Genomic DNA, 21,944 nt, shown 5'->3' on the forward strand with positions numbered 1-21,944 from the left:
ATTGACTGAACTGAATGAACTACAAAATAGTCTTTCTGATTAATCTCTCTCTTTTAAGTTCCTACTGTTCTTTCTGTTGGACTGTTTTTCTAGTCCTACTTATTGGCATAAATTTGGATACTTGCTTTCGTAGAGGGGTGGGAAGCTACCTCGAATTTCATACAAGGGGTTTTACCCCTATTCCCATAAACGGTATTATGTGATATGGAGGAGTGCATTTTAGCAAGCCAAGCCCATCAGAATAGAGGTGGGATGAGGGTAATTCATAGATTGGGAGTGGATTAACAATGAAACGCCTCGTGATAGTGTTGGTGGCTGGTGTAAGCAGTTTATCCCTAGGGCTATCCTTAAAACTGCTTCATGAGCAAGTGTCTTATCCTCTCTGTAACCATACTCCTAGTGGAACTAGCTTATCATATACAGAAATAAAAAACATAGCTCAGACAATTACAGTTAAGGTAAATACTGGAACCACTGGGGGTTCAGGAACCTTAATTCACCGAGATGGAGCAATTTATACGGTTTTAACGACTCGTCATGTCATTGCGACAGGAGATTCTTATCAGATCGAAATGCCTGATGGTCGGGTTTATCGAGCTAGGGTTCTCCAAGATTTACCTCTGAATCAGCAAGATGTAGAACTCCTACAATTCCAATCATCAGAGGATTATCAAGTTGCTCAACTGGGATCATCGGCGACGTTAATGATCAATGAAAAAGTTATAGCAGCGGGATTTTCAGATGAGACACAAACTTTGAATTTAACCAAAGGCGAAATTACATTGATTCCCGATCAATCCCTACAACAGGGATATCAGATCGGATATACCAACGATATTTATAAAGGGATGAGTGGGGGCCCAGTCCTAAATTTGAGGGGAGAACTGATGAGTATTAATGGCATGATGCCTTACCCTCTCTGGGGCAATCCCTATGTTTTTGAGGATGGATCTCGACCTAAGGTTCCCTTGCAAAATCAAATGAGAGAAGTGGCTTGGGGTATTCCCATACACCGAATCGCTGAAGCTGTTCCAGAATGGGTTAATCTGAACTTAGTTCACCAAGTGGATGCGATCGCCCAAAAAACAACGGTCTTGATTGCTAACTCTAAAAGTATTGGCTCTGGGATCATCATTGGCCAGAATAATTCAACCTATTATGCCTTAACCGCCGAACATGTTATCCGTAACCCAACGGATTATCACCTGGTGGCTCCAGATGGTCAGTGTTACCCCATCAACCCAGAACAAATACGACCTCTAAAAGGTGTAGATTTAGCCATTGTAGAATTTGAGAGTCATCGACCGTATCAAGTCGCGACGTTAGGAAACTATGATTGGCGTAGCTCCGAGAGCTTAAATTATGTCTTTGTATCCGGTTGGCCAGTATCTTCTCCAAAGCGAACCTCCCATCCTCCCACACGCCTCTTAAGTACTGGGCGGTTGCTCAGTCAGGATTCCCAGATCCAAAGTGCCCTAGAAGTAACCCAAAGGCAACCGGGAATTGAGTCTTTATCTCTAACCTATGGCTATGAAATGGTTTACTCTAATTTGACTGCTCCAGGAATGAGTGGAGGATTAATATTAGATACTCAAGGTCATGTGATTGGGGTTCATGGTCGGGGTTCGGGAGAAATTAAAGAAGATGAAGAGGGGGAAATTCGTCCCCTGAAGTTGGGCTATGGAGTGGGAATCCCCATTGAGACCTTTTTGGACTTAGCCTCTTCTGTGGAAATTGATCCCGCCTGGCTAAAGTTAGACTCTAATCCTCCCCCGCAGTTACACGCCACTGCACTTGAGCATATCCGGGACTCTCTGTTGAAACATTTGGAAATACCAGGGAGTAGTACGGATAAGATTGCCTGGTTTAATTATGGCATGAACCTCTGGCAATTGGAGCAGTACGAAGAAGCAATGCTGGCCTTTAATTGGGCTATTCAACAGGATCAATCTTTCTATCAAGCTTGGTACGGTTTAGGCATGATGTTGCGCTTTCAAAAACGCTACAACGAGGCATTAGCTGCTTTTGAAGAAGCCATTACTGAAAGTGAGGGCACCTTTGCACCGGCTTGGCGGGCGCGAGCAGAAGAGCTAGTCTGGTTAAATCGATATGATGAAGCTCTGAAATCCATTGAACAGGCGATTACTTTAGTTCCTCATGATATTCATCTCCAAGAGCTACAAGGTCATTTATTACAAAGACTCCAGCGCTACTCAGAGGCAATTCAGGTGTATGAAGAAGCTCTGAAATTATGGCATAGAGATCAAGGGGTTGGCCTTTCCGCCCAGATCGCCGATCAGGAGGGGGGTGAACATCAGGCTTTATGGGATCATTCATCTCCTTTGAATTTACCAGAAAATATGGCGATGATCTATGAAAATCGGGGAGATATGAGAGGAGCAGTCACGGGAAAATTACGGGTGATTTCCCATGGGGATTCCCAGAACGTGACCTTAATGTTAAATTTAGCTCTGGCTTATCTCAATCGAGGCAATCGCTATGCTGGGAAAGAACAATGGCAAGATGCGATCGCCGATTATAGTCGAGCGCTAGAACTTGAACCTCAGAATGCTTTTACCTACGGAAACCGGGGGTTAGCCCGGTCTCGAATTGGAGATCAGCAAGGGGCGATCTCTGATTTACAACAAGCTGCTGCGCTTTTTGATACTCAAGCAGATGTTACAAATTTTAAACGCGCCCTGGACGCTTTGAAGCAATTGGGCAGTTGAGGGTGATGGAGGAATGGGGAGATGGGGAGATAGGGATATTCCCTATTACCCATTACCCATTATTAACGCCGTCTTCTGCGACCACTGCTGAATCCGGAAGAGCGACGGGAGGTTCCGCTGCCAAAACTGGATGTACGCTGTTTGGATTGGGAATTGCCAGAAGAGCGCAAGTTAGAGCTACCATACCCAGAACCCGTCGAGCGATTGGCATTAGTCGAATTGGGTTTACCGTTGGTGGTGGTACTGGGAGAACGGAGATTGCCAGTTGTGCGAAGGGTTTGACGATTTTTAACTGCTGCTGGCGGTTGATTATAGCGACTTTGGTAACTGTTTACAGCTTGGCTATAGGTATTGCCATAGCCACCATAACCAGTCATTACTGTTCCAGCTTGATAGACAGGGGGTACATAATAAGTTGGACTAAAGAGCATATTGGCAACTGCCTGTCCTGCTAATGCTCCTGCAAACGGTGTCCAGAAATTAGATTCTCGGCGCACAATAACCGTTTCTGTTTGTCCCGTTTGCGGGTTAGTGCGATCTTCAGTCACATTATGAACATATTGGATTTGAAAATCTGGAGTCATATAGAGAAGAGCGCGATCGCCTTCAATTTCAGCATAAGTGCTTTTTCCCGCTTGAATCTGCTCATCCGTGAGTCGTGCCATCTGTACATCACTCGTGCGAAATAGGGGGCCAGTTCCTGCCGGAGTATTCAGTAACATCAAGCCATACTCCCCCGTACCATCATCATAGGTAGCTTGTTGTACCGGATATTCTCCGCTAGAGACCGGGTTACGCACGGGCGCAGGAGCGCTCGCGGTTTGGGTTGAACTGACCGTTTGCTTCGATGAGCCACCACAAGCAGTTGTGGTCAGGAGTAAGGTAAAACACAGAAAGACAGTTAAGAATTTGCGCCACATAGAATTGAATTGGGTTATGTTATCAGGTTTCCTTAAAGCTATTGTGCCATGAGCTAGAGAGGGATCAGCTCAGAGAAATTGAGTAACAGTTGATCCTCCGTGAGGCGATCGCCCAATCGAGCGGGAGAAAAATGGACTTGCACTGCTCGCAATCGGTCTTGATAATGGAGATTAATCATTGTTTTTAATCCCTTCTGTAGAGCGCTGAAGCTGGCTAAATCCGTTTCTAGATCGGGCGATTCTCCTTCAAAGGCGATCGTCATCATCACTACAATATTCTCTGTAATCGGCAGGGAAAGCAAATCGTCATCGTCATTATCACTTAAATCTGGCTGGCTCAAATAGCGCTGGGCCGAATCCGTAAACAACTCTTGCACATAATCTGCTGCTTCCGCCTCCTTCCATATCACATCCCCTTCATTCGCCGCCGATCGCCAATAGGATTCAGATTGCAGTAAAGATTCAGCAATATCGACCAACCCTTCACCCAAAACGCTGATATCCCCTTCTGCATTAATCGCTTCTTGTGCCTTTTCATTCAATACCCCCAGCAAAGGCGCAATCCGATCCCCTGCTAAATGGAGCATCAGCCGACAAACGACAAATCGAGTTCTAGCCATAGAATATCAATCCGTTAACGATGGAGAAAATGAACCATTAAGATACTTTTATCATTATTCGCCATTACCCGGGAATAGCCCTATAAAGGGTATCTCGCTGTTGTGGATCTCGGCCGATGGAGCGAATCGCAGTTTGTAGGCTTCCCACTTCCATACAAGTTCCTCCCTGGGCCCCCGCCATGGTACTAATATGTTCTTCCATCAGAGTTCCACCGATATCATTACATCCCCAATTTAAGGCTTCGGTTGCCCCATCTAAGCCTAATTTTACCCAACTGGGTTGATGGTTCATAATCCAATTACCCAGAAAAATTCGAGCAACTGCGGTGAGCAATAAAGCATCAGATAATAGGGGTTGATCTCGTCCAACTCGATGACGAATAATGGGCGGTGCGTCTTGACCAACAAAGGGCAACAAAATAAATTCTGTAATGGCTGATGGATAGGATTCTAGGGACTTTTGCTGTAGGGTTCGCAGATGATTTAAGTGGGTGATTTGCTGTTCGGGGGTTTCAATATGTCCAGATAATAGGGTGCTAGTAGTGGGCATTCCTAAACGGTGAGCAGTGCTGATAATTTCTACCCAGGTTTGGGTGTTGATTTTTTCGGGGCAAAGGATGGATCTAACGCGATCGTCAAGCACTTCAGCAGCGGTTCCTGGTATTGATCCCAGCCCCGCTTCTTGTAGGCTAGAGATGACACTTTCATAACTCATTTGATCTTCTCTGGCGATAAACTGGATTTCTTGAGGAGAGAAGGCATGAAGATGGAGTTGGGGATAGTGGCTTTTGATCTCTTGTACAAGTTTGACATAATAGGTTAAGGTGCTTCCTTCGATTTTTGCTGCTGGATTTAAGCCCCCTTGCATACAAATCTCGGTAGCTCCTCGCTCTACTGCATTCGTCGTTTTCTGGAGCATCGTTTCTATGGTTAACCAATAGGATTCTGGAGCGTTGGCATCTCGACGAAAAGCACAAAAACTGCAATGTTGTTCGCAAATGTTGGTGAAATTAATGTTGCGATTGATGACATAGGTGACGGTGTTGCCGATTTTCTGTTTTCGCAGGCGATCGCTGGTTTCTCGAATCGCTTCAATTACTCCACAATCCCTTTGCTGTAATAATAGAATGGCTTCATCCGTTGAAATATCTTGACCTGATAGGGCCCGATCTAAAATGGTGTCTATTGGACTAATGGTAATCACCTGATTTGCTCCTTAAGTGTCTATAGTATGAAGTGCTGGTCATGGGGAATTAGGTCATTAGCTATCTTCCCCATCTTCCCTCATTTCTCCTGTTCGCTAATTAACTGTCCCAAGGTTTCCATGGCTTGTTCGATTTGTGGTGACCACGGTAAACCGGAATTGAGCCGGAAACAATTGCCATAGCTTCCAGATGGTGAAAACATAATTCCTGGGGAAATACTGATCTTATGTTGACCCGCTCTGTAGAAGAGGTCCATGGCATCGAAGTGGGGAGGAAGTTCAATCCAAAGTACATGACCGCCTGTAGGACGCGTAACTTTTGTGTCTTCAGGGAAGTGATGACAAATGGCTTGAATCATTTGTAGCATTTGCTGTTCATAAGCGCGGCGCAGGTTTCGCACATGGCGATCGTATCCTCCATTGGCTAAAAAGGCACTGATCGCCAGTTGACTCGCCGGAGAGGTACTCATATTTACTGTTAGCTTAAGTCGTTCCACTATAGATTGATAGCGTCCAGGAACGGCCCAACCGACTCGTAACCCAGGAGATAAGACCTTACTAAAGGATGCACAGTATAGAACAAATCCATCTTTATCAAAGGCTTTTATGGCTTTAGGACGATCGCCATCAAAGGACAAGTCACCATAAACATCATCTTCAATCAGGGGAATTTGATGCCGGGCGAGTAATTCCACTAGGTCTTGTTTTTTCTCATTGCTCATGCAAGTTCCCAGGGGATTACTAAAATTAGAGACTAGGGCACAGGCGCTAATTTGTTTCCGTTTGAGAGCCGTTTCTAGGGCAGTGAGACAAATTCCTTCCCTGGGATGGGTGGGAAGTTCTAAGGCTCGTAAATGAAGTGTAGATAGGGTTTCGAGTAATCCATAATAGCACGGTGAGGCGATCGCCACGGTGTCTCCGGGTTGGGTGGTTGCTCGTAAGGATAAATACACTGCTTCCGTGGCTCCATGGGTGGCCACAATTTGATCTGGGGTTACTGCACAGTCCGCATCCAATAACCGTCTGGCGATCGCCCGGCGAAATTCAAGACATCCTGGAGGCGGAGTATAACTATGGGCTAAGGTTGGATTTTGGCGCATCACTTGACCCATGAGACGGTTTAAGGTGGACAGAGGAAATAAGTCCATTCCGGGTACAGCAGCTCCAAGTTGAATGATTTCTGGATCGCGGAGCATAGAATTCACTTGAAAGACGAGGGACGTATCCACTCGACAGGATTTTTGGGTTGGGGAAGAGCGATCCGGTTCCGGAGGCGATTTAAGCGAGCGTACAAAATAGCCAGATTGGGGTTTAGCCCCAATGAGTCCCCGGTCTTCTAAGAGACGATAGGCTTCTAAGGCAGTAGAAATACTCACTGACATTTGTTGATGAACTTTTCGCACCGAAGGCAGGCGATCGCCCGGTTGCAGGGTTCCTTCAGCAATTAAGACCTGAATACGATTGGCCACCTGTTCATATAAGTTAGCACCTTGGGTTTGCTCAATAGGTCGTAAGTGCATAATGCTCCAGTACAGTTCTTGATTTTATTAACCATAACAGTTTCTAGAAGGAAAACTGTTATGGTTACAATTTAGCTCAATTGCATCTGTTTTTTTTTCTGGCTTTTGTCCAAACTAGAGATATAGCAAGTAGGGGCAACGAATTTTTCGATTATTGACAGATTTCTATCCCCTGTCTACCACCATTGATCAGCATTGAGGGCACGATCCATGAAAAATACCACTACTGTTCCAGAAATCACGAAAGGATCGCAGTTACATTTAACCGATCTAAAAAGCGTACCTCAGCTTCCCCATTCTATTTTTCCAGGCGATCGCCTCCAGAAGCTTTGGAACTATTTTGTTGCCATTTGGTGGTACAGCGATGAACCTCGCATTACCGAGAAAAAAGACCGAGATGGGAATTGGATTTATCACGTTTACGATCCCCTCAGCCACCAACACTTGATGTTTGACTCCGAGCAAGAGGTACGGGTTTGGCTAGAAGAACGCTATTACGAGTAAGGGAAAAATCGGGTTTTTTTCCATTCCTTATTCTGAATTCCCTCCCCTCAGCGCTCTATTACATCAAAACTAAATCATCTCGATGAACCACCGTATCCGAACCTTCATATCCTAAAAGGTCAGGAATGTCATCCGAACGATAGCCCTTAATTAAATCTAATTCATCACTGCCATAGTTGACGATTCCGCGAGCGACTTCCTTACCCTCAAGATCGCAAAGCGTCACGGCTTCTGAGACCTGAAATTGGCCGATTACCTCAGAAATTCCGACGGCTAATAGGGATTTTCCGCGATCGCAAATGGCTTTAACTGCGCCTGGATCGAGAACCACGGTGCCAGAGGGAACCAACCCATTAGCAATCCACCGTTTACGAGCATTTAGTGTTCGGGGAGCGGGATGAAATTGAGTGCCAATTTCATCCCCATCTAAAATCCGTGGAATTTGGTTGGGATAGCGTCCTTGCATAATCACCATCCGCACTCCTGCATTGGTGGCAATACGAGCAGCGGCGATTTTGGTACTCATGCCTCCGGTACCCCAGGTAGAAGCCTCTCCCGCTTCCACCTCGGTTAACTCCTCCAGGTTATGAACGTGGGCAATAGGTTGCGCATCGGGAACCAAGTGGGGATCGGCAGAATAGAGTTTATCCACATCTGTGAGTAAAAATAGCCAATCTGCTTCCACTAGACTAGCAACTAGGGCAGCTAGGGTATCGTTATCTCCAAATTTCCGTCTCAGTTCGTCTGTAGCAACGGTATCGTTTTCATTGACGATGGGGATCACGCCCAAATCGAGTAGTTCTTGAAAGGCATCGTAGGCGTTGACATAGGAGACTCTTGATTCTAGATCTCTGCGAGTCAGTAGTACTTGCGCGATCGCCTGATCGAGAGTGGTGAATAGGTCATCGTAAATCCGCATTAAGCGACCTTGGCCAACAGCGGCGATCGCCTGTTTGAGGGCAATATCACGGGGGCGCTTTTTCAAGCCTAACCGCGAACACCCGACTCCGATGGCTCCCGAAGAGACTAAAATCACACGATGACCTTGGTGGCGCAGTTGGCTTAAGACTTCAACTAATAGGGCTAAGGTCGATAGGGCCAGATTTCCGGTTTCCGGATCGGTCAGGCTGGACGTACCAATTTTAATGACAAGGGTTAGGGACATAGAATATGCAACCCAAAATACAGCAGTTTACTCTGTTATAGAGTACAGGGTTGAATTCTCAAAACCTAAGTAGGGGCGAAAAACTTTTCGCCCCTACTTCTTTTTGCCTGTAGCAGAGAAAGGGAGCGTTCGCACATTTTCTATTGCCTATTGCCTAGCGCGAAGCGGTATATCTCGGCGATCGCAGAAGCGATCCCCAGTCTTACAGCAGCTTCCTTTACGATGCGGAAAGCGCCGGCTTCTCTATAGTGAGGGCCAGCGCTTTACCAGGGTAAAATATTTACAGGGATTTATCTTTAGGGTCTTTATATTGGCTGACCCCATTTGAACTAATTCTCATAATTGCATCAATTTGTTGATGATCCCCGATTCGTAATCTTTTCTTTATATTTCGTTTTTTCAGGTTTTATCAAGATTTGTAAAGTTTTGTACGGAAGGACTCAAGCGAGCGCCCAACATCTGAGATAACCACACTTCAAAGGATCGAACATCAAACGGTCGATAACCGTGGTGGGGATCAACCATGGGTTCAACTAGAATTGTAAACATTCCCAAACGATTCCCAGCTAAGACATCTGTGAACAGGCGATCGCCAACCATTGCGATTTGCTCAATCGGTAAACCCATATTTTCGGCAGCCTGACGCAATTTTCGCCGGGAAGGTTTAGCCGCTCCCATCATAAACGGTAAGTCTAAACACTCAGCGATCGCCCGAATTCTAATCCAATTTAGGTTATTACTCACAAGCCAAATGGGAACCAAGGGTTTGATCTGTGCAATCCAGTTTTTTAAGTCATCAGAAGCACCTGGTGAATTTATGGGCACAAGAGTATCATCAACATCTAGGATCAAACCTTTGAGATCGTGCAAGCGCAACAAATCTGGCGTTAAATCCAAAATTGGGCCACCAAGAACGAGATCCGGTTGCAAGAGAAGATTAGAAGACATAGGAAAAAAATGAGACCCATTTAGGGTTAACGTTGTTGGGCAACTTGGTTAATCGCTTGGTTATGTTCATTGAGAGTGCGACTAAAAATATGTGTCCCATCATAGCGAGCCACAAAATACAGATACTCCGTTGTTTCCGGATAGAGGGTTGCTTCTAAGCTCGCTGTTCCAGGAGCAGCAATCGGCGTGGGCGGTAATCCTGGATTCAAATAGGTATTATAAGGATTCGGAGTATTCACATCCTTTAAAGTTAACGGTTGATCCGGGGTTTGCTTAATTCCCAAACCATATTCCACCGTGGGATCAGCGCCTAGAGTCATTCCTGTTCGCAGTCGATTATGAAATACCCCAGAAATCACCCCTCGTTCTTGAGCCACAACCGACTCTTTTTCTACAATACTCGCCAAGGTCACCCACTCCAAAAGACTCAAATCCGTTTGCGCTTGAGCTTTTTGATACAGAGGCAGGGCCACCCGTTCAAATTGAGTTAACATCTGTTGAACAATGCGATCGGCTGTCAAATTATCCCCAGAAATCTGATAAGTATCTGGAAATAAAAACCCCTCCAATTTTGGCACAGAAGGTAACCAAGGATAATCTTGGGCAGAAACTCGATTAACTGCGTCTAAAAACTCTTGGGATGTAAAAAATCCTTGGTCTTCAAAATAATCCCCCATTTGGGTCAACGTCCAGCCTTCTGGAATGGTATAGGTGGTTTGTATTACGGTTCCCGATCGAATTTGAGCCGCAATTTCCGGTAAGGACTGGGTGGGAGACAACTGATACGTTCCCGCTTGGAAATAGCCTTCTAACTCCGGTTGAAGTTTGGCTTGTAATCTAAGCCATTTTGCCCAAATATTCCAAGCCTGTTCTGAGCGAATGAGATCGAGATCGGCTAAATCCGCACCAATTTGTTGTCCGGAAGTTCCGAGGCCAATTTCAACTAGCACTTGATGATCCCTGGCCTCAGCACTTGCAGACATAACAGGACTAATAGCCCAACTCCACCACCGCCATCCTTGCCATCCAGAGAAGGCAACAACGATGGGTAAAAGCATTAAATAAAAGAACCACTTTGTGATTCGTGAATTACGGGTTGTCATAACCAAGCAAGTTTTATCTGATTTTACGGATGCACCCTAAATATTTTGGCGATTTATGCCATGACTAAGGATTGTGTTCTCAGGCGTTAAGCCAAGAGTTCTTCTTCTAACGTCTGTTCAATCTCTGGTAGTAAATGTTCAATTTTCTTGAGTTCACTTTCAGACAGCTCGGTGGCTTTACCATTATCTGCCATTTTCCCGAGCAAGAAAAGTGGGTCTAAAGGTGTGGAAATTTCATACTCATCTTCACCAAAATAGAAGCTGGCTAATAACTGGAATGATTCGAGATCGGCATCAATATCTTCATCATCCTCTTCTTCTAAATCAGGAATATCTCCTTCTACAGTGAGTGTAATTCCGGTACGTTTGAGTTGCAGATTTTGTTCGGATAAAACCGCTTTAGCTAAGTTAAACAGTTCATCAATCACAGAGGGATCTTCTACCGGAACTAGATTTTCTTCCTCTCCAGAAGTTTGCCAGACAAAAATTTCGACAGGGGTATCTTTGGGCAGTAAAACGAAATAGTTTTCGTTTTCATGGGTAAAGGAATATTCAATTGTGCATTCTAATTCCTGTCCCCCAGAATCGGTTAAGAATACAGTCAGGGGATCGTTCTCCATTGCTTCTTGAGCCATGAGGGTTACTTCCTATTGACCGCAGCGATCGCGGATTCACTTCGACCTTTCATCATATCTTATATGCGCTTCGCGCGGCACAAGGGTAATCGGTAATGGGTAAAAGGATTTGATCGGGTTCTGTCTCTCTTCGTTTAATGGAGAGGTGAATATCCTAGGGTATTGTTCAAGTTATGCGCGATTGTCGAGCCAACGTTGCAAAATTAAGGCGGCAGCTTGGGCATCAATTAATCCTTTATTGTGAGATGGGGAGCGTTTTCGGGAGACGAGGATTTCTTTGGCTTCCAGGGACGTGCAGCGCTCATCTACATACTCGACGGGTAATTGAAGAGCCTGTTGCAGGCGATCGCTATATTTTTGCACTTGTTGAGCTTGAGTGCCTAATTGTCCATCCATCAGATAGGGCAAACCGATGATTAGAATACTGACTTCCCGTTCAATAATGATCGGTTTGAGGAGCGCCACATCTGTCTCAAAAGATTCACGATAGATGGTGGTGAGAGGGGTTGCGAGTAATCCGAGGCGATCGCATCCTGCCACCCCAATCCGTTTCTGACCGATATCCAAACCCAAAGCTGAAATCATGCAATCTCCTGTAACTTCGATCTCGCTTATCTTATATTAATAAGTTATTGCGAGGCTTTAGAAACCGGGTTTCTCCGAGAAGTTAGGGTAAGAGCCTCAAGAGAGTCAGAAACCGGGTTTCTTCGACTACGGCGATCGCACTAGCAACCAGAAACCGGGTTTCTCCCAGAACTTAGAATAAGAGCCTGAAGATAGTCAGAAACCCGGTTTCTGCGATTGAAATTATTGATCCACCGATGAACTGTTCTCCCCAGTGCCATCGCCTTCAACGCCACCATTACCCTCTTTGCCACCAGGGGAGAGGTCTTCAGCATTCTCTTCCAAACTCAAAGAATGGAGAATCGACATCCGTCCCGGAATCGGTTTTCCAGCCGGTTGCAAGCCTTGCAGCATATCCGAGAGTTGTAAACCTTCGAGAGACACTAACTTAGACTCGCGCAATTTATGCCAAACCGATCGCGACATCATCAACGTATGACCGATCCGACTTGCACCAATTTGCTGCAAATGTTCCTCCCGTTCCGGTTGATAATCTGCCGAAGCTAAATATAAAGGTTGGGGGGGAAACTCTTGGGTAATGCGAGCCATTTGCGCCATCAATTCTGGGTAGAGCCAAGTATAAGCAGGATGAACCGTCAACTCCGCTTGATGGTAGCCCTCACCTTGACGTTGCAAGTGTAACTGAAAATAGCCGATCGCCGCTTGCCGTTGCGTTTCAAACACATAGCCACTCACCACCTCAGTTTTTGTCCACCATTGCTTAATCCCGTCAATCACCGATTGCACCAAGGGAGTCTTAAAGTCATCCACATGGCGGTCAAAGACCTGGCGTACAAAAGGCGGCATGGCGACGGTATCTAATTGATACAGCGGTCCCGCATCAGCATTACTCACTGGTAGGAGATTGGGCAAATCCGGCTCCCGTTGGGCTAACTTCGCGAGCTGTTCCGGGGCGATCGCCCAATAGGTCATGTGAGCTAAAGGCTGAAACCCATTTTGCCGATACAGGGCAATTTCATCCGCCTCATTCACATCCACTTCCAACAACCAAGTTCTGGCTTCTCGTACCGCTTGCATACAATAGCGCAGGAGTACGGAACCAATCCCCGATCGCGAGACTCCTGGTTTCACTCCCACGCGATCAACGCGCCAGGTACTGCGAGTGCGGTTAAAAGGCGAAATTTCGATCACCCCCACCACTTGTTCATCCGTACTTTCGGAGCGCTGACGCTGCCCTGCCACATGGATTGACAGCTTATAGCGCCAGGGATTAGGAAATAAACTCAACAGTTTTAAGACTCCAAACCACTGGCGAATATCCTGTCCCGAATAGGGTTTATCCTTACCCAGCATCGGAGAAGAAGCCCCCGTATCAAGTAAAGCTTCCACCACATCGAGGTCTCGATGTTGCAAACTCCGGATTTCCGTCTGTTTTTCTAAATTTTGGGGAGACGCTGGTATCATGGGGTATTCTCTCAATTGACAGGGGGGATTAGGCAAGAGGTACTCTAGCAATAGGAAAACCCTTTCTTTGAAGTTGTCGCCTACCCTTGGGGTCGAATCAGAACAATGGGGGTTTGTTCGTCAGCATTACCTGCTGGGTTACTTCTGAGGGCTTTGGTGAGCAACTCCGTCGATAAATCTGGGGTCGCTGCTAATATTTTAACGGCTTTCAAGTCATTGACATCCACGATCGCCGCCGATAATCCCGTTTTTTCTTTAATTTTAGCCACCACCTCTTCCGGTTTCTCTGGCCCCAGAACAATAAATTGATCGAAGGGGGGCAAGGTTCCCGTCACATCATCAATTAACCGCGCTTGCTCTCCAGCGAGTTGATAAAAGACACCGGGTTTACGCAACAGAGCTTTGGCTAAAGCCCCGACCACAAAGGCAAACGCCACTCGCACTGGCCCCACGATATCTACTAAGGTCTGCATTCCGCAAGCCGTGGCTAAACTCGATGTCGGGAGAAAATAATAACAAATCCGTTTGGCTACCCATCCGGGTTTTACCGTAGTAGGATGGCGCAGCCGACCTTGCATGAGGGCGATCGGGGTTTCTCCAATAGTCACGATATCTCCGGGTTGAGCATGAGGCAAAACATACCGCTCCACGACCGCCGCTGGATCGTCCTGATCGGTTAAAATATGGGTCGGAATCGGAAACACCCGCGCCCCTTCTGCCTCTCGTCCTGAAGCCAATTGGGAGGTATCGGGATACTGGAGCGCATAGACCGAATGACCCGTTTTTGGAATCCGCCCTTCTGGACCATAGGTGACATAATTGACTTTAATCCAAGCCGTTTGCACCCGATCCAAATTCGGCCCTGTAATCTCAATGCTAATTTTGAACCGTGTCTGTTTACCCACTTTGACAATATAGGCAAACCAATAATCATCATCTCGACTCGGAGCATCCGAGTGCAGGGGAATCACGCGAGTTTTCCAGCTTACTCCCTCCAACGATCCCTTACTAAGCAGTTCCACGTCTACGGAAACTTCGGGAACCATAATTTCCAAGGTCGAGGTTTCATTGATTAAAACTGCTTCTCCCACCAACTGATAATGGTCAGCCGCCAAAAATTCTCCTTGCCACTGTTCAAACTTCAGGGCCAGTTCATTCCCAGGGCGACCTCGATACTGATTCTCTATCGCCCATAAAAGCAGGAGAGCTGAACCTCCTAAACCAATTCCAATACTTTCTGCAATCACAACCGAACCTAACCCAACGCTGATTATTTGTCTCGATTCACTATACCTGAATGGCTTGCAATTGCCATCTTCTGTTGATCTATATTGGGGATCTCAGTGTCCAACAGACGTGGAGGAAAGCGTCAGACTTCAACTCGTGCAAAATTTAGGCAACTATAGCAGTGAAATGAAGAACTAGGACATTGCCTGTTCTCTATTGCCGATTGCTTCAAACCATAACCTAACTGTTCTAACCAACTCCTTCTTTGCGCTTAGGTAGATGGGAAATCCCCGTCCAGAGCAGTGCGCCCGGCGGGGAGGATGTCAAAGGATAAATTAAACGGCAGCAAACAAATCGGAAAAGCTTTTTTCTACGGCTTGTTCCTGAGTGACGATTTCTACAATTTTATTCCGAGACTCTGGACAGAATAGGGCTTCTACACAGACTTGCGCCACTTTCTGACGAGGAATACTCCCTTCAAATAAGGTATCAGCTTGAGACATAACGATCGCCTGGCTATTGTCTTCATTTTTTAATCCCCCAGGCCGGACAATGGTGTAGGGTAAGCCACTTCTGGGAGAATGGAGCGGGCGGCTTGGCGATCGCGCACCAAGGCGATCGTGGGAATCTCGCGCTTCACTAACTCGTGAACAATCCGTTTTCCGGTTTCTCCAGTTGCTCCGGCTACAAATGCTTTCATGGTTTTTCGGGGGATTAAAATTTCTCTACAAATATTAACATTACAGCCTCGACCTTGCTTTTCTAAGGGTTTTCAGACCGCTGCCGATCCAGATCTCTGCCTAGGTGTGATCTGGATTATAAAAAAATAAGAATAGATTTGTACACTAAGCATTAGGTCAAATGGATTGACCCAATTGAGCCAGAAATTGGGGATCAAATCATTTGCTCGATTGAGTAAATGTGCTGGTGATAGCTTCTATCCCAGTGGCCAATTGTCGAATTATGGGGATAGTTCAAAATCATGAAGCTTCAATCGAGTTTAAGTTTAGAGCAAGACCACAATCAATCGGATGTAATTTTGGGGGCAGTTCCAGAGTACACGTCATTGGAAACTGTGGCGCAGGAAGAAATCGTCAAGGAACCGTTCCAATTTTCCACATTAGCTGAAGGCAAACTTTTATTTAATGCCCACCCCCAAACCGTTGCTGAGTATCTTGACGATCATCAAGGATGGTTTTGCCGTTGTGCAGCTCCCATGAAAGTTCGCCCGATTAGCAAAAATGGCTATGCTTTAATTATTGGTCAATTCGGTGCATTTGGCTATAATGTGGAGCCAAAAGTCGGCTTGGAAATGCAACCCCAACTGCAAGGGATCTATACGATTGACTCTATTCCTGTCCCCAATGATGTAGATCTCGGCTATGAGGTTGATTTTCGCTCTTCGATGGAGTTAGTAGAAGCGGTCGATCGGGTGAGTGAAGAGGGGAGGATGACTTATGCCCAATGGACGCTAGATTTAAAGGTGAAGGTGTACTTTCCCCAATTTATTCATGCTTTGCCCCAAGGTTTAATTCAAAAAACAGGCGATCGCCTCTTAGCCCAAATTGTACGTCAGGTTTCCCATTGTCTCAATCATAAAATTCTCAAGGACTTTCACCAGACCTACAACTGTCCTTTCCCTCGCCAACCGAAAAATTAGGGATTGGATCTATTCCCTATTCTCTAATGCTGCTTTGGACAAGGGGGTTTGAAGCCCCTTGCCTTTCGAGGATGGATTTAAGAGAACATATTCTCTAAAATACGGTTCACAATATCCAGACCTGTCACTGCTTGCCAGGCAAATAAACCAACTAAAACGGTATTGAGCGTAATATGGCTATATCGAGCGATATCGTTTCCTTTTTGCATCCAAGGGGTCAGTGCTGCCGAAAGAGAAATAACTCCAGTCATTGCCAAACCGACGATTAAATGAGGACCAACAAAGAGCTTACCATTATTAATGTAAGTAACGGCCATTCCTCCGAGAGTTCCTGTCACCATCAAGGCTAGAATAACGGAACTAATTTTGTGGTGTCTGGCGTTAAATTTTCCTTTGATTAATTCTTTTTTTGTGTCACCGGTAGCGCTGCGGGTTTCGCGAATTTTGAAACCCAGATACATGCTATAGAGGATAAGGGCTAATAAAACCCACATTAAGAAGGGGTGGAAGAATTGACTCCATAGCTTAATGGATTCTGGAATCTCCATGGGTGTCTCCGTGAGAAGTTGTTTACAAAACTTAACTTATCACAAAAACTGTCCCTAGTACCGTGGTGGAGCTAATTTGATGTATAGCAGTGAACTCGTTAAATTAGGACATGTAGGTTATGGTTTGAGCTAAGAGTAAAGTGCCCTAACTCTGCACCGAGTGTCTAATACACGACTTTAGAGCAATCCAGGCACTAGGCTGGATTACGGTTAGTTAGGTAAAGGGCCATTAATCTGAGCTTGGAAGCCATAGACCTGGCGATCGCCTACAAAGGGAACGAGATTCACTTCCCGTTCATCCCCTGGTTCAAAACGGACAGCCGTTCCAGCCGGAATATCTAAGCGCATTCCCAAGGCCCGATCTCGCTCAAAATGTAGAGCTAAATTGACTTCATAAAAGTGGAAATGGGAGCCGATTTGAATTGGACGATCGCCCTGATTCGCTACGGAAATCGTCACCGTGGGGCGATCGGCATTCAGTTCAATTTCTCCAGGTTCAACCAACAGTTCTCCAGGAATCATAAACCTTACCTCATGCACGAATTGGATCGTGGACTGTAACTAATTTTGTGCCATCTGGAAATGTGGCTTCTACTTGCACTTCGGCTAACATTTCACGAATCCCATCCATCACATCTTCTTGAGTTAACAAGGTTGTTCCCAATTGCATCAGTTCTGCTACTGTTTTCCCTTCCCTTGCTCCTTCGAGGATAGCCGATGAAATATAGGCCACAGCTTCCGGATAATTTAGCTTCAACCCTTTTTCTTTACGTCTTTCTGCTAATAGCGCCGCCGTAAAAATCAACAATTTGTCTTTTTCTTGGGGAGTGAGTTGCATAGTCCCTTAGCCGATTAATCTATCTTTTTTTATAGCATTTATTGACAATTTTCGATCAAAATGCCATAATTAAGACTTAATGCTATAATAGCCAAATTATATTCATAGATTTTTTGTCTCGTCCCCGATCTGGAGACAAAATCTGCCAAATCCCCATAAACAAACGCTTTCCCTCTTCCGTAGAATATCCTCGATAGCGACAGAGGAGTCCTTGAGGCAGTCGAGTAACCCCAACGGAGAACTTTTTTTCAGAACGAGGCAAAAAGGCTTGTATCTCTTCTAGGAGCGATCGCCCGATCTCCCTCCCCAACCAACAGAACGATCCCACCACAGGATATCCTCCCAAGCCATAATCAGCGTCTAAAGCTCTTTGCTGGGTCAAGCTACTCTGGGCATCAATCCATAGGGGCATTCCTTTCTGGGTAACTTGAGTTCGAGAGCGCCATTGTCCGCGATCGAAACCCTCCCCTAGGGCCGTGCGCCCCAACCTTGTCCACTCCCAGCCACACCAAATCGCTCCAGGAGATAATTCCACCTGAAGATCCTGCTGATAAAGAGCACCGTTAAACAAAATCGTCTCCAAAGGAAACCAAGTTAAGCTTGCACCTGCTTCAATCCGGATCTGTACCTGAGTTCGAGCCATTTCCCCCGCAGAGCGATAAACTTTAGTTGCGGAAGGCGTAGTCCAGAATACGGACGTTTCTGGCCTTAAATGTAGAGAGACACAAAGGCGATCTCCGCCCACTAACCCCCCTGCCGTATGCAAAAGAACACTTTGGCAGTTACCCGATCCTAGGTTGTAAAATGGACGTTGCAGCTTCAGAGGTGCAACCATCTCCTCAACAACGGGATAGGTTCGGCCCGCAGACAACTGATACTGAACCGATAATTTTCCCTGCCATTGAGTAGACTGGAGGTTCAATCTTGCTTGTGTAGGATCAAGCATTTAGCCAATGTAACGAGAACTAAGTGGGATCTTCGAGTAAAATTTAGATCTAGCATCTATCCTAACCTCTCCAAAACTCGATCAATGGGGGCTTTTGCTTTTAAGGTTAAAAACGGTTTACCGATTACCCATGACCTATTCCAGCGCTTCATGCTGTAATTGCTGAGAGACTTAAGAGTATGGCACAATCTGAATTTACTGACCTGACCATGATACCCCAAACCTTCCTGCTCTCAGCAGTTTGGGATCAAAGTTCAGTAGCGATGGGCATTGTTGACCAGGACGCAACCTTAATCTATCTCAATTATGCTTATGCTAAACTCCACAATGCTGCCATAGAGGATCTAGTCGGTAAACCTCTGACGTTCTTTTTCCCTTCGGATCTAGAGCAAGTCAGTCTAGAAACCCTTCTACCCATGAGCGATCGCCAAGACTATACTTGGACGCTCCAAAATACTCCCGGAAAGTTGCTTAATGTAGAGATTACCCCCTTATCCCAAACGCCTAAATTCTGGCTCATTGAACTCACGCCTAAAGCTCTAAGCGATGGCCAACCAATCGAAGCTCAACTTCAAGAAAGTCAAGACTGCCATCGGATTATGACCGACAATACGCAAGACTTAATCGCTCGCTATAGTCCCCAAGGAATTTGTTTATATGCCTCTGGCGCTTGTGAAAAACTACTCGGTTATACCCCTCAAGAACTGCTGGGAACCCACGTCGAAGATTTATTCCATCCCCAAGATTTACAACGCTTACAAAAAGCAGGTCAACGTCTTCTCGATCCCGCAGATATTTGCATCCTAACCTATCGGATGGGCCATAAACAGGGGCATTACTTATGGTTTGAAACCACCATTGGCCGATTATATGATCCCCAAACCCACGAACTCCAAGAACTAATTACAGTTTCTCGTGATATTACCGAGCGCCAAGATACCCAAGCAAGCTTTGAACAACAGGCAGAAAAAATCACTAAGATTTTAGAAAGTATTAGTGATGCCCTCTTAACGGTCGATCAACAAAATCATGTAACGTATGTTAATGCCCAAGCTCAATGCCTTTTGTTTTCAGAACAGCACAAAGTTTTAGGACAACCCTTGTGGGATTTATTGCCCGAATTTTGGCAAAAAATCTTGAAACCGGAATGTGACCAAGCTACTTTGGAGCAGAAAGCAAGACATTTGGAAACATTTCACTCTAGTTTAACTAGATGGTTAGAAGTAGCCATTTATCCCTACATAGAGGGTCTATCGATTTCTATCCATGATATTTCCGAACGTAAACAAGCAGAAGCCGCTTTATTAGAACGATCGCAACTGTCTACTTTAGCGGCTGAAATCGGAAAAACTTTAGGACAAGGCGGAGATTTACCTGCACTTTTAGATCGCTGTACGCAAATTTTAATTGAGCAACTCGAAGCGATTGGTGCTAGAATTTGGACATTTGATGCCGAAAGTCAAATGTTGGAATTGCAAGCCTTAGCTGGGTCAATTACCTTAACGGATCCCCTACAGGCTAGAATTCCCTTAGGTATTTCCGTGATTGGATTTATCGCTACCCGCCAACAGGCTTACTGTACCAATCATACGGCTAATGATGTTTGCATTGGCGCTCCGGCTTGGATTTCTGATCAACAGATCCAAGCCTTTGCTGGATATCCTCTGATTGTCGAAGAGCGCTTATTGGGGGTGTTAGCAGTCTTCGGTCGAAATCCCTTCAGCGAAGACGTTTATCAGATGTTAGCGTGGATCTCTGATGCGATCGCTTTAGCTATTGACCGCTCTTGGGCAAGAACTGAATTAATTAGCCGTCGAGAAGGCTTATTATTTGGATTAGCCAGTCAAATTCGTAAGTCCTTAGATCTTAATACTATTCTAGATACCGCCGTCCATGAAATTCGCAATCTTTTGCAAATTGATACCTGTCATTTTCTCTGGTGCATTTTACCCACGAAAGATAGTCTATCCATTCATCTACCTATTTTAACGATTACTCATGAAGCTCAAGAGCGAGATTTGCCCAGTTTATTAGGTGAATATCCCATTACTCAAGTGGAGGAAGTGGTGGAGAAATTCCAGTCTTTGGATATTTTCCGCATTGATGATACCCGGATCAATAGTGATGAACATCCCTATCATCAAGAATTATTAGAACAATTTGGCATTATGTCAGAATTATTAGTCCCTTTGCGAACTCACACCGGTCAATTGGGGGCAATTGTCTGTAGTCAATGTCACAAATCGCGAGTCTGGACCGATAGTGAGGTGGAACTGTTACGAGCAGCCTGTGACCAACTGGCGATCGCCATTGACCAATCTGAACTTTATACCCAAACCCGTGCCGCTGCCTTCCATGCCCAAGCCCAAGCTCAACAATTAGAACAGACTTTGAAAAAGCTCAAACAAACTCAAGCGCAATTAGTGCAAACGGAAAAAATGTCAGGCTTAGGACAAATGGTGGCGGGTATTGCCCATGAAATTAATAATCCCGTTAATTTTATTAATGGCAATCTTCTTCATACCAGTAATTATATTGAAGACTTATTAAGACTTTTAGAACTCTATCAGAGACACTATCCAGAACCGGATGAAGACATTCTGGACGAATCCGAAGATATTGATATTGATTTTCTGCGCGAAGATTTACCGAAAATGCTCGATTCGATGAAAGTGGGAGCGGATCGAATTAGTCAAATTGTCCTGTCACTCCGGAATTTCTCCCGGTTAGATGAAGCGGAAATGAAACCGGTTCAAATTGATGAGGGCATCGATAATACCTTGCTAATTTTGCAGCATCGTCTGAAAGCTAAAGGCTCATTTGGTGGCATCGATGTGATTAAAAACTATGGTGATTTGCCCCAGGTTGAATGTCACGCCAGTCAACTCAATCAAGTGTTTATGAATATCATTAGTAATAGTATTGATGCTCTGGAAAATCGAGCAGAACCTCGCCAAATTACCATTGTGACAGACCGGGGAAAACCCAAGGATTGGAAAACTCCCCATGTGGCGATCCGAATTCAAGATAATGGTCAAGGGATGACGGAAGAAGTTAAACGCCGATTATTTGATCCGTTTTTTACTACTAAACCGGTCGGTAAAGGAACAGGATTAGGCCTGTCAATTAGTTATCAGATTGTCGTCGAAAAACATCGGGGAAACATTGATTGTTTCTCGGAACCTGGAAAAGGAACGGAATTTGTAATTAGAATTCCCATTAAGCCGGTGGGGTGAGGAGAACACGGAAACACTCAGACGCACAGAAGGGTATAGTTTTTAAGGTCTAACCTTTAATCTCAGTAGTGGTGACAATCTAAGGAGCGTGC

19 protein-coding genes and 1 pseudogene are annotated in these 21,944 nt (G+C 45.4%); 4 read left to right on the forward strand and 16 right to left on the reverse strand.

The window, feature by feature from the left end; genetic code table 11:
* Positions 1-287: 287 nt before the first annotated feature.
* Positions 288-2,729: a tetratricopeptide repeat-containing S1 family peptidase gene (locus tag PN466_RS12860; protein ID WP_271940037.1), complete on the forward strand. Its 2,442-nt coding sequence runs from the start codon at positions 288-290 to the stop codon at positions 2,727-2,729.
* Between the two features lie 62 nt (positions 2,730-2,791).
* Here PN466_RS12860 and PN466_RS12865 read toward each other — a convergent pair whose 3' ends face one another.
* The 4 genes from PN466_RS12865 to PN466_RS12880 all read right to left on the reverse strand — a co-directional run bounded on the left by PN466_RS12865 (position 2,792) and on the right by PN466_RS12880 (position 6,993).
* Positions 2,792-3,649: a hypothetical protein gene (locus tag PN466_RS12865; RefSeq protein ID WP_271940038.1), complete on the reverse strand. Its 858-nt coding sequence runs from the start codon at positions 3,647-3,649 to the stop codon at positions 2,792-2,794.
* 53 nt (positions 3,650-3,702) lie between these two features.
* Entirely contained in the window at positions 3,703-4,269 is a 567-nt protein-coding gene (locus tag PN466_RS12870) for a DUF1517 domain-containing protein (RefSeq protein WP_271940039.1), read from the reverse strand.
* Positions 4,270-4,333: 64 nt separating this feature from the next.
* A complete protein-coding gene (gene cofH / locus PN466_RS12875; RefSeq protein ID WP_390889998.1) occupies positions 4,334-5,470 on the reverse strand; it encodes a 7,8-didemethyl-8-hydroxy-5-deazariboflavin synthase subunit CofH in 1,137 nt (378 codons plus the stop codon).
* An 83-nt stretch (positions 5,471-5,553) separates the two neighbouring features.
* Entirely contained in the window at positions 5,554-6,993 is a 1,440-nt protein-coding gene (locus tag PN466_RS12880; RefSeq protein ID WP_271940041.1) for an aminotransferase-like domain-containing protein, read from the reverse strand.
* A gap of 210 nt (positions 6,994-7,203) precedes the next feature.
* Here PN466_RS12880 and PN466_RS12885 point away from each other — a divergent pair, with 210 nt between their 5' ends.
* Positions 7,204-7,497 (forward strand): hypothetical protein, encoded by a 294-nt coding sequence (locus PN466_RS12885; RefSeq protein ID WP_271940042.1) that lies wholly within the window; start codon positions 7,204-7,206, stop codon positions 7,495-7,497.
* A gap of 58 nt (positions 7,498-7,555) precedes the next feature.
* On the opposite strand, the gene proB is transcribed toward PN466_RS12885, so the two are convergent.
* From proB to PN466_RS26325, 8 genes and pseudogenes are all read right to left on the reverse strand, one after another.
* Positions 7,556-8,662, reverse strand: a complete 1,107-nt coding sequence (proB, locus tag PN466_RS12890) for a glutamate 5-kinase (RefSeq protein ID WP_271940043.1) — start codon at positions 8,660-8,662, stop codon at positions 7,556-7,558.
* Positions 8,663-9,061: 399 nt separating this feature from the next.
* Complete coding sequence (locus PN466_RS12895; RefSeq protein ID WP_271940044.1) at positions 9,062-9,610, reverse strand: YqeG family HAD IIIA-type phosphatase; 549 nt, start codon at positions 9,608-9,610, stop codon at positions 9,062-9,064.
* A 26-nt stretch (positions 9,611-9,636) separates the two neighbouring features.
* Positions 9,637-10,713 (reverse strand): endolytic transglycosylase MltG, encoded by a 1,077-nt coding sequence (gene mltG / locus PN466_RS12900; protein ID WP_271940045.1) that lies wholly within the window; start codon positions 10,711-10,713, stop codon positions 9,637-9,639.
* A gap of 86 nt (positions 10,714-10,799) precedes the next feature.
* The gene (locus PN466_RS12905) at positions 10,800-11,348 is read right to left on the reverse strand and encodes a DUF3727 domain-containing protein (protein ID WP_271940046.1); all 549 of its coding nucleotides are present in this window, start codon (positions 11,346-11,348) and stop codon (positions 10,800-10,802) included.
* 171 nt (positions 11,349-11,519) lie between these two features.
* Positions 11,520-11,933, reverse strand: coding sequence for a Holliday junction resolvase RuvX (gene ruvX / locus PN466_RS12910; RefSeq protein ID WP_271940047.1), 414 nt, complete (start codon positions 11,931-11,933; stop codon positions 11,520-11,522).
* A 222-nt stretch (positions 11,934-12,155) separates the two neighbouring features.
* The gene (locus PN466_RS12915; RefSeq protein WP_271940048.1) at positions 12,156-13,397 is read right to left on the reverse strand and encodes a GNAT family N-acetyltransferase; all 1,242 of its coding nucleotides are present in this window, start codon (positions 13,395-13,397) and stop codon (positions 12,156-12,158) included.
* Between the two features lie 80 nt (positions 13,398-13,477).
* Positions 13,478-14,644 (reverse strand): F420-0:Gamma-glutamyl ligase, encoded by a 1,167-nt coding sequence (locus tag PN466_RS12920; RefSeq protein ID WP_271940049.1) that lies wholly within the window; start codon positions 14,642-14,644, stop codon positions 13,478-13,480.
* 315 nt (positions 14,645-14,959) lie between these two features.
* A pseudogene (locus tag PN466_RS26325) lies at positions 14,960-15,324 on the reverse strand (NAD(P)H-binding protein).
* A 282-nt stretch (positions 15,325-15,606) separates the two neighbouring features.
* Between PN466_RS26325 and PN466_RS12930 the strand changes: the two are divergent.
* Entirely contained in the window at positions 15,607-16,284 is a 678-nt protein-coding gene (locus PN466_RS12930; protein ID WP_271940050.1) for a DUF1997 domain-containing protein, read from the forward strand.
* Positions 16,285-16,361: 77 nt separating this feature from the next.
* Here the strand turns inward: PN466_RS12930 and PN466_RS12935 are convergent, their stop codons facing one another.
* From PN466_RS12935 to PN466_RS12950, 4 genes are all read right to left on the reverse strand, one after another.
* Positions 16,362-16,832, reverse strand: coding sequence for a DUF4079 domain-containing protein (locus PN466_RS12935; protein WP_271940051.1), 471 nt, complete (start codon positions 16,830-16,832; stop codon positions 16,362-16,364).
* A gap of 210 nt (positions 16,833-17,042) precedes the next feature.
* On the reverse strand, positions 17,043-17,354 hold the full coding sequence (locus tag PN466_RS12940) for an urease subunit beta (RefSeq protein WP_271940052.1): 312 nt from the start codon (positions 17,352-17,354) through the stop codon (positions 17,043-17,045).
* Positions 17,355-17,364: 10 nt separating this feature from the next.
* On the reverse strand, positions 17,365-17,670 hold the full coding sequence (gene ureA / locus PN466_RS12945) for an urease subunit gamma (protein ID WP_271940053.1): 306 nt from the start codon (positions 17,668-17,670) through the stop codon (positions 17,365-17,367).
* 82 nt (positions 17,671-17,752) lie between these two features.
* Positions 17,753-18,616: an urease accessory protein UreD gene (locus PN466_RS12950; RefSeq protein ID WP_271940054.1), complete on the reverse strand. Its 864-nt coding sequence runs from the start codon at positions 18,614-18,616 to the stop codon at positions 17,753-17,755.
* Positions 18,617-18,795: 179 nt separating this feature from the next.
* On the opposite strand from PN466_RS12950, the gene PN466_RS12955 reads away from it, so the two are divergent.
* Positions 18,796-21,852, forward strand: coding sequence for a PAS domain S-box protein (locus tag PN466_RS12955; protein ID WP_271940055.1), 3,057 nt, complete (start codon positions 18,796-18,798; stop codon positions 21,850-21,852).
* Positions 21,853-21,944: the final 92 nt, after the last annotated feature.

It is taken from the genome of Roseofilum reptotaenium CS-1145, assembly GCF_028330985.1.
In the GTDB taxonomy this organism is placed as follows: Bacteria; Cyanobacteriota; Cyanobacteriia; order Cyanobacteriales; family Desertifilaceae; genus Roseofilum; species Roseofilum reptotaenium.

What these genes read in the sequence shown, in the direction of transcription:
- PN466_RS12860 (WP_271940037.1), top strand. Translation starts at nt 288, where the DNA reads ATGAAACGCCTCGTGATAGTGTTGGTGGCTGGTGTAAGCAGTTTATCC.
- PN466_RS12865 (WP_271940038.1), bottom strand. Translation starts at nt 3,649, where the DNA reads ATGTGGCGCAAATTCTTAACTGTCTTTCTGTGTTTTACCTTACTCCTG.
- PN466_RS12870 (WP_271940039.1), bottom strand. Translation starts at nt 4,269, where the DNA reads ATGGCTAGAACTCGATTTGTCGTTTGTCGGCTGATGCTCCATTTAGCA.
- PN466_RS12880 (WP_271940041.1), bottom strand. Translation starts at nt 6,993, where the DNA reads ATGCACTTACGACCTATTGAGCAAACCCAAGGTGCTAACTTATATGAA.
- PN466_RS12885 (WP_271940042.1), top strand. Translation starts at nt 7,204, where the DNA reads ATGAAAAATACCACTACTGTTCCAGAAATCACGAAAGGATCGCAGTTA.
- proB (WP_271940043.1), bottom strand. Translation starts at nt 8,662, where the DNA reads ATGTCCCTAACCCTTGTCATTAAAATTGGTACGTCCAGCCTGACCGAT.
- PN466_RS12895 (WP_271940044.1), bottom strand. Translation starts at nt 9,610, where the DNA reads ATGTCTTCTAATCTTCTCTTGCAACCGGATCTCGTTCTTGGTGGCCCA.
- mltG (WP_271940045.1), bottom strand. Translation starts at nt 10,713, where the DNA reads ATGACAACCCGTAATTCACGAATCACAAAGTGGTTCTTTTATTTAATG.
- PN466_RS12905 (WP_271940046.1), bottom strand. Translation starts at nt 11,348, where the DNA reads ATGGCTCAAGAAGCAATGGAGAACGATCCCCTGACTGTATTCTTAACC.
- ruvX (WP_271940047.1), bottom strand. Translation starts at nt 11,933, where the DNA reads ATGATTTCAGCTTTGGGTTTGGATATCGGTCAGAAACGGATTGGGGTG.
- PN466_RS12915 (WP_271940048.1), bottom strand. Translation starts at nt 13,397, where the DNA reads ATGATACCAGCGTCTCCCCAAAATTTAGAAAAACAGACGGAAATCCGG.
- PN466_RS12930 (WP_271940050.1), top strand. Translation starts at nt 15,607, where the DNA reads ATGAAGCTTCAATCGAGTTTAAGTTTAGAGCAAGACCACAATCAATCG.
- PN466_RS12935 (WP_271940051.1), bottom strand. Translation starts at nt 16,832, where the DNA reads ATGGAGATTCCAGAATCCATTAAGCTATGGAGTCAATTCTTCCACCCC.
- PN466_RS12940 (WP_271940052.1), bottom strand. Translation starts at nt 17,354, where the DNA reads ATGATTCCTGGAGAACTGTTGGTTGAACCTGGAGAAATTGAACTGAAT.
- ureA (WP_271940053.1), bottom strand. Translation starts at nt 17,670, where the DNA reads ATGCAACTCACTCCCCAAGAAAAAGACAAATTGTTGATTTTTACGGCG.
- PN466_RS12950 (WP_271940054.1), bottom strand. Translation starts at nt 18,616, where the DNA reads ATGCTTGATCCTACACAAGCAAGATTGAACCTCCAGTCTACTCAATGG.
- PN466_RS12955 (WP_271940055.1), top strand. Translation starts at nt 18,796, where the DNA reads ATGGCACAATCTGAATTTACTGACCTGACCATGATACCCCAAACCTTC.